At 48.1% G+C, this 1,107-nt stretch carries 1 protein-coding gene; it reads right to left on the bottom strand.

What is annotated here, in order from left to right:
- Window positions 1-139: 139 nt before the first annotated feature.
- Window positions 140-781 carry an ATP-dependent Clp endopeptidase proteolytic subunit ClpP gene (gene clpP, locus O9290_RS18765; protein ID WP_223212985.1) on the bottom strand — a complete coding sequence of 214 codons (642 nt, stop codon included), beginning with the start codon at window positions 779-781 and terminating at the stop codon, window positions 140-142.
- Window positions 782-1,107 lie beyond the last annotated feature (326 nt).

The raw sequence follows: 1,107 nt of genomic DNA, 5'->3' as shown, positions 1-1,107 counted from the left end.
AAATGGGGCGAAAGTCTGTGGACTCTGTGTAAGACAGTACATGGTTTTTTAACTGTGGTATGCGACGGTGGTGGAAGCAGAAACTTAAATCGTGAGGTTTAGGAATCGCCGCACTTTTAGGGCGGCGAGGATGTCAAAACTATTTACTGGGAGGGTTGGAAGCGGAAGGACTGCGATCGATCACCTGATCGATTAAACCATAGTCTAGAGCCTCTTCGGCGGACATAAAGAAATCCCTTTCCGTATCCTCGGCGATGAGGTCGAGAGGTTTACCGGTATGACTAGCTAGGTGTTGATTGAGTAATTGTTTGAGATAGAGAATTTCTTTGGCCTGAATTTCGATATCGGTGGCCTGACCTTGGGCGCCGCCGAGGGGTTGGTGAATCATGATCCGGGAGTTGGGTAGGCTCATTCTTTTGCCCGGTTTGCCGGCACTGAGGAGAAAAGCCCCCATACTGGCGGCTAAACCAATACAAATGGTGCTGACATCGGGACGGATTTGATTCATGGTGTCAAAAATCCCTAATCCGGCCGAAACGGAACCCCCAGGGGAGTTGATATACAAGTAAATATCTTTTTCGGGGTCTTCTGCTTCTAGAAAGAGTAATTGGGCGACAATTAGGTTAGCTAGGTCGCTGGTTACTTCTTGTCCCAAAAAGACGATTCTTTCCCGGAGTAGTCGGGAGTAGATATCGAAGGCGCGTTCGCCCCGGCCTGTGGTTTCAATAACGGTAGGAATCATTGCGCTTTCTTGTCTTGCTGCTGCGGTTGGTTTTTTGATTGTAACTTAGGGAATGGGGGATAGGGATTAGGGGAATTGGGAAATATTTTCAGTGAACAGTGAACAGTGGTCAGTAATCAGTCAACTGAAAACTCACATCTGATAACTCTCCAGAAACTTAACTCAGGCTGAGGAAGCCTCAACCAGTTGAAAGCCAAGGGATTGCGCCTTTTTCGAGAGATTGTTGTTGACATCCTCGCCGCCGTAAAACGGACGGCGATTCCCAAACCTCACGATTTAGGTTTCTGCTTCTTTCCCTTGCGGGGTTCCGCACCTGCCTTAACAGATTTACTCTGTTCTGGTCTTATGGTCGCTCTACAGACTGA

Origin of the sequence: Microcystis sp. LE19-41.2A, from assembly GCF_027530405.1 — a bacterium.
In the GTDB taxonomy this organism is placed as follows: domain Bacteria; phylum Cyanobacteriota; class Cyanobacteriia; order Cyanobacteriales; family Microcystaceae; genus Microcystis; species Microcystis aeruginosa.
This window is presented reverse-complemented; position numbering and strand designations above follow the sequence as displayed.